The sequence below is a fragment of the Acinetobacter rongchengensis genome (assembly GCF_003611475.1).
In the GTDB taxonomy this organism is placed as follows: domain Bacteria; phylum Pseudomonadota; class Gammaproteobacteria; order Pseudomonadales; family Moraxellaceae; genus Acinetobacter; species Acinetobacter rongchengensis.
The window spans coordinates 1-4,888 of the sequence record NZ_RAXT01000103.1 but is presented as its reverse complement, the minus strand read 5'-3'; the positions used below and the strand labels follow the sequence as shown (position 1 = coordinate 4,888).

The 4,888-nt window shown below is 37.1% G+C and carries 6 protein-coding genes; all 6 read right to left on the bottom strand.

All coding sequences use genetic code 11. The annotated features are described in order from the left end of the window. Positions 1-115: 115 nt before the first annotated feature. The 6 genes from D7V20_RS18565 to D7V20_RS18540 all read right to left on the bottom strand — a co-directional run bounded on the left by D7V20_RS18565 (position 116) and on the right by D7V20_RS18540 (position 4,686). Positions 116-541 carry an organic hydroperoxide resistance protein gene (locus D7V20_RS18565; protein ID WP_120385350.1) on the bottom strand — a complete coding sequence of 142 codons (426 nt, stop codon included), beginning with the start codon at positions 539-541 and terminating at the stop codon, positions 116-118. An 87-nt stretch (positions 542-628) separates the two neighbouring features. Then, positions 629-1,063, bottom strand: coding sequence for a MarR family winged helix-turn-helix transcriptional regulator (locus D7V20_RS18560; protein ID WP_120385351.1), 435 nt, complete (start codon positions 1,061-1,063; stop codon positions 629-631). Positions 1,064-1,147: 84 nt separating this feature from the next. Further along, the gene (locus D7V20_RS18555; RefSeq protein WP_120385349.1) at positions 1,148-1,972 is read right to left on the bottom strand and encodes a carbon-nitrogen hydrolase family protein; all 825 of its coding nucleotides are present in this window, start codon (positions 1,970-1,972) and stop codon (positions 1,148-1,150) included. Positions 1,973-2,007: 35 nt separating this feature from the next. Continuing rightward, positions 2,008-2,532 (bottom strand): anti-anti-sigma factor GigB, encoded by a 525-nt coding sequence (gene gigB, locus D7V20_RS18550; RefSeq protein WP_120385348.1) that lies wholly within the window; start codon positions 2,530-2,532, stop codon positions 2,008-2,010. Between the two features lie 113 nt (positions 2,533-2,645). Next, complete coding sequence (gene gigA, locus D7V20_RS18545; protein ID WP_120385347.1) at positions 2,646-3,614, bottom strand: RsbU family protein phosphatase GigA; 969 nt, start codon at positions 3,612-3,614, stop codon at positions 2,646-2,648. Positions 3,615-3,735: 121 nt separating this feature from the next. Further along, complete coding sequence (locus D7V20_RS18540; protein WP_120385346.1) at positions 3,736-4,686, bottom strand: MlaA family lipoprotein; 951 nt, start codon at positions 4,684-4,686, stop codon at positions 3,736-3,738. Positions 4,687-4,888: the final 202 nt, after the last annotated feature.

Below are 4,888 nucleotides of genomic sequence, written 5' to 3'. Positions count from 1 at the left end.
TCTGCCCAATTCATATCTATTCTTCAAAATCATAGAAGTTAAACAAATATAGTATAATAAAAGAACATTAAATCTACCTAAAAACTAATTTCTAGGTAGATTATTATGAGAAAAATCAAACAATCACATTCAACGTCACATCAATATTACCACGAGTAGCATTTGAGTATGGGCAAACAATATGCGCAGCATCAACGAGTTTTTGCGCTTCCGCTTGCTCTAAACCTTCTAAATGAATGTTTAAAGTCGCTTGGATACCAAAACCTGTTGGAATAGGGCCAATACCGACATCACCTTCGATATAAACATCAGGGGTAATTTTTAAATGATCACGATTCGCAACAAACTTCATTGCACCAAGAAAGCATGCTGAATAACCCGCTGCAAAAAGCTGTTCAGGGTTTGTACCACCACCTGCACCACCCATTTCTTTAGGTACTGCCAATTTAACATCTAAAATACCGTCTGAAGATGTTGCACGACCATCACGACCGCCAGTTGCTTTTGCATGAGCTGTATATACGACTTTTTCTAATGACATTGGAATTCTTCCTTTCGATCGAGTTCAAATATATCGTATACGATATATTTATTTAAGCAAGTATATTTTATGTAATTTTTCATTAATTCATTTGAGAATATTAGTACGTAGAGTGGATAGCTGTTGTTTTAATTCAACTAATTTTTCTATATCACAAGCACTTGCTTTTAGTATTTGATTTGGAATATCAATAGCTTGCTCTTTTAGCTTTTGACCTTTCGCTGTTAAAGTAATAATCACTTGACGTTCATCTTTGGTTGAACGAATACGATCAAGCAATTCTGAGTTTTGTAATTTTTTTAATAACGGGGTTAGCGTAGAAGATTCTAAGAATAATTTTTCACCAATTTCAGATACAGTTAAACCATCCTTTTCCCAAAGAACCAACATCACTAAATATTGTGGATAGGTCAGTCCTAAAGGTGAAAGTATTTTCCGATAAATTTGATTTAAAGCAAGATTTGTTGAATACACCATAAAGCAGAGTTGATTATCAAGATTTAAAACAGAAGAGTCTTGCATACTCGCCTCAGGAATACTCATTTCGTTCTCAGTATAAGATTGTTTTTCAATATTCGGAAATGATATGAAAATATAAGTTTAAAACTAGAATGTGATTAATTTTCGATGTTGCATGAGTGGCATAGATGCGCGAATGGAATCTTGTTCTTCAAGATCAAAAGGTACAGTGATTAATTGTGTACCTTCAGCATTGACAATCTCTAAAATCTGCCCACGACTATTCGCTGCACCAGCATGTCCCCAAGTTTGACGTTTTTCACCATGCCAACCTTGTTGAGCAGCGCCAAGTACCTGACATTGACTGTCCATTGCACGTGCTTGAAGTAACAGCTGCCAATGCATTTGCCCTGTGGTAAAAGTAAATGCAGCAGGAGCAGTGAGGATATTTGCACCTTGCGCCCGAAGCGTCAGTGCAAGTTCAGGAAAACGCAAATCATAACAAACCATTAAGCCAATATTGCCAAAAGGAGTTTTTGCAATAACGGGCTCAGTACCCGGCTCAAAGAATTTAGACTCCTGATAACCACCCACAGCATCGCCCACTTGTACATCAAACAAATGGATTTTGTCATAACGTGCTTCTGTTCGTTCAGGGCTGATACACAGGCTTACAGTGCGTACACGACCATCTTGAATGATTGAACCATCTGGACGGAACGGGCAGGGCAAAGTCCCAGCAACAATCCAAATTTGATATTGCTGTGCCAAGTGCTCAAGACGCTTTTGAAACTCTTCGAAACGTTCAGCTGTTTCACGTTGCTTACCCGCAGCGAAACACACAAAATTTTCAGGAAAAACAATCAAAGAAGCACCATTGACTTTACTTTGTTGGATCAATGACTCAATGACACTGAAGTTGACTTCAATGTCATTCTGAGAATTCATCTGAACAACGGAAAGTAAAGACATATTGCATCCTTGAAAATATTACTTTGAAATGATGATTAAACACTTTCCTGATTTGGGGCAGTGCATTTCATCGTATCTTGTTGCTTTTCAAGTTGTTTGACTAATGGTTCAAACATATTTTGATTATTTTCGTTAAGTTTCATTAACGTTTTATGTGCATCAAGTACAGTACATAACATTGAGTTATGAGTGATGTTCTCATCTAGCAATGCTTTGGTGCATACCTGAGGGTCGCCACAATAATTTAAGATGACAAAAACCTGCCCTAAACCCATGCTATTGGCTAGAGTGGTAATATCTGGATTTGTAGACAGCATGACCGCTTGGATATGGTGAACTTGTTTAAGCTTTAAGCCTAACTTAGCAAGTATTCCAAGAACTGTGCTATCAATAAATGTGGTTTCGGTTAAATCAACAATAGCGCCAACGACGTTTTCTTGTTGTTCAATCCTCGCCAAAAGTTTGTCTAAGCTTATACAAGACTGGGCTCGCACTTCACCAATAATTTTGAAGATATGCGTTCCATTCAAGCTTGCATATTCAACATGACCTGTTGACATATAAATGCCATTTGCAGAGAAGGATAGGAAAATTATCACATAGCGCAAGTCTATACTCAAGTATTTGCGTATAGGTTAATAGTCTATATTTAATTATCTGATTGATTTTTAAATTAATTCATTCTTCTAAAGCTAAGGATTGCAATATCATCTGCGACGTGATCGGGTACACGAAATGATTGATTTTGCAAATGATAGACCAATTGGGCGAATTGCTCATTCAATCCACCAGTGAATGGTTCTAGAGCACCATCAGAACAAATAATGAATCGTGCATGCTTATTCAAGGTACATTCAAACTCTTCCACTTCAAGGTCTTCTGTTAACCCCAAAGGAAAGCTACTGGTATTTAAAACACGAGGTGCTTGATTAGGTTCAAAAATAATAGGTGGAGGATAATGTCCTGCACTAGACCAACGCAGTTGGTGTGTTTCAAGATTTAAAATGCCTGCAACCATAGTAATGTGCTTTTCAATATTTTCTTGAACCAACATACCATTTAATTTTTTAATCAGTTCTCTTGGAGTCTTAGAGCGGCCATGAAAAGCAGCCATCCAAGAGGTAAGGAGTGAACTGGTCACGCCATGCCCTGAAACATCGGCTAAATAGAAAATAATCTCTTTATCACTGATTTTCCAATAATCGTACCAATCACCAGACAAATAAGCAGAGGGTTGAAACAACGTTTCCACTTTATAGTTTTGCAATTCGATTGGATTGGGGAGGAGCTTTTTTTGCAATTCTGCAGCAGAAGGAAGATCTCGACTGTCTTGATTACGTTTATATTGAGCATCAATTTTAAAAAGTGAATGTTCAAGATTTACAGGTAAACGTGTCCAAACCCAACCTGCTAATGCACCTAGTTCCCACGCCTGAGAAAGTTCAGTGCCCTCATTTTCTTTAGCGATGACAATAGTGGGTAAAGACCATTGATGTTGTAGAAAATCATGCACATCAGCAATAGTAATAACCGTCGGATCATAAAGATGAATATCTTCAATGTTAATCATCTGTAAGCCCGGAAGAGCATTTAAGACTTGCTCAAGGCTAGAAATTTGACGACTGGGTTGAATGAAATACATAGAAGAGATAGATGATCCTAAAATATGAACAGTTATAACAAGTAGATTTACTATAGATAGTTATACTTTGCTAGTAAAACGATACAAATTACTAGCAAATAAGTTTAACAAAATATTGTTATTACGGATTATCGACTGGGTCAGTAGTGTCATCTGTACCATCATCTACGAAAGATACAGCTTCTTCGCCTTGGCCTTTCTTCTCCGCAATCTGGAATGCTAAACGTTGTAGATAAATATCACGAATTGCCGCATAACGATCACCTTGCAAAACATCCTCAACTTCTAAAAGGTTCGAACGAGCATCGATACCACTCCAGAAGGTTTGTCCTAAAGCCAATCCAGTTTGATTGTTATTTGATAAAATATAAGTCATCGGTTTGGCATAACTTTGCGCAGGATAATCAAGTGCTCCACGGAAAGTACTTGGTCCTAAGAAAGGTAACATCAAATATGGGCCACTTGGAACACCATAATAACCTAAAGTCATCCCTAAGCTCTCTTCTTCAGTACCTAAACCTAGACGACGAGCAGGATCTGCTAAACCTAAAGAAGTCACTGTATTAATCGTAAAGCGACCGAGGCTTTTTGCTGCACGACTAAAACGACCTTGAGCAATTTGGTTTACCGCATTCCACGGTTCAGCCATATTTTTTCTAAATAAACGATATGAGCCACGAACTTCACCAGGAACTTTTTGTGAATACTGTACTGCAATTGGGCGGACAATATTACGATCTAAAACATCGTTAAATTGATAGAACTCACGGTTTAATGGTTGTAATGGATCTTTTACACTCTCAGGCTGAGCAGCATTCGCATTGACTTTTAAATCTTTAGAATTAACATTTTTGAGTTCTTTTAAAGCATCGATTCTAGGGTGCTTAGAAGGCTGTTGTTCAACTACTACAGAATCTTTATTAGGAATAGCATCCGTAGAAACAGCATGGGAAGTTGCTGCTGATACAGTTTCATCAGAATCTGATTGAGTAGATGAATTTGTTTGGGCAGACACTTGGTTTATTACACCAATGCTTAGTAAACATGCCCATAGTAAAGAATAAGGACGCATAGAATTCCTTGAGGTTTTCTTAAGAGTAAAAGTAGCCAATAACGGTATTTAAAAGTAGCCAATAACAGTATTAACGACATCGAAATATATTCTAGCAAGAATTATCGCACGTGTATTAAAGCAAATTTGATCAAAAAATGTGAAAAAATGTGATTAATGGGTAATAAATATACAAACAAAGCGAAATTAAGCAAATAATTAA

Coding starts and splice junctions, on each gene's coding strand:
- D7V20_RS18565 (WP_120385350.1), bottom strand. CDS start 541: ATGTCATTAGAAAAAGTCGTATATACAGCTCATGCAAAAGCAACTGGC.
- D7V20_RS18560 (WP_120385351.1), bottom strand. CDS start 1,063: ATGCAAGACTCTTCTGTTTTAAATCTTGATAATCAACTCTGCTTTATG.
- D7V20_RS18555 (WP_120385349.1), bottom strand. CDS start 1,972: ATGTCTTTACTTTCCGTTGTTCAGATGAATTCTCAGAATGACATTGAA.
- gigB (WP_120385348.1), bottom strand. CDS start 2,532: ATGTCAACAGGTCATGTTGAATATGCAAGCTTGAATGGAACGCATATC.
- gigA (WP_120385347.1), bottom strand. CDS start 3,614: ATGTATTTCATTCAACCCAGTCGTCAAATTTCTAGCCTTGAGCAAGTC.
- D7V20_RS18540 (WP_120385346.1), bottom strand. CDS start 4,686: ATGCGTCCTTATTCTTTACTATGGGCATGTTTACTAAGCATTGGTGTA.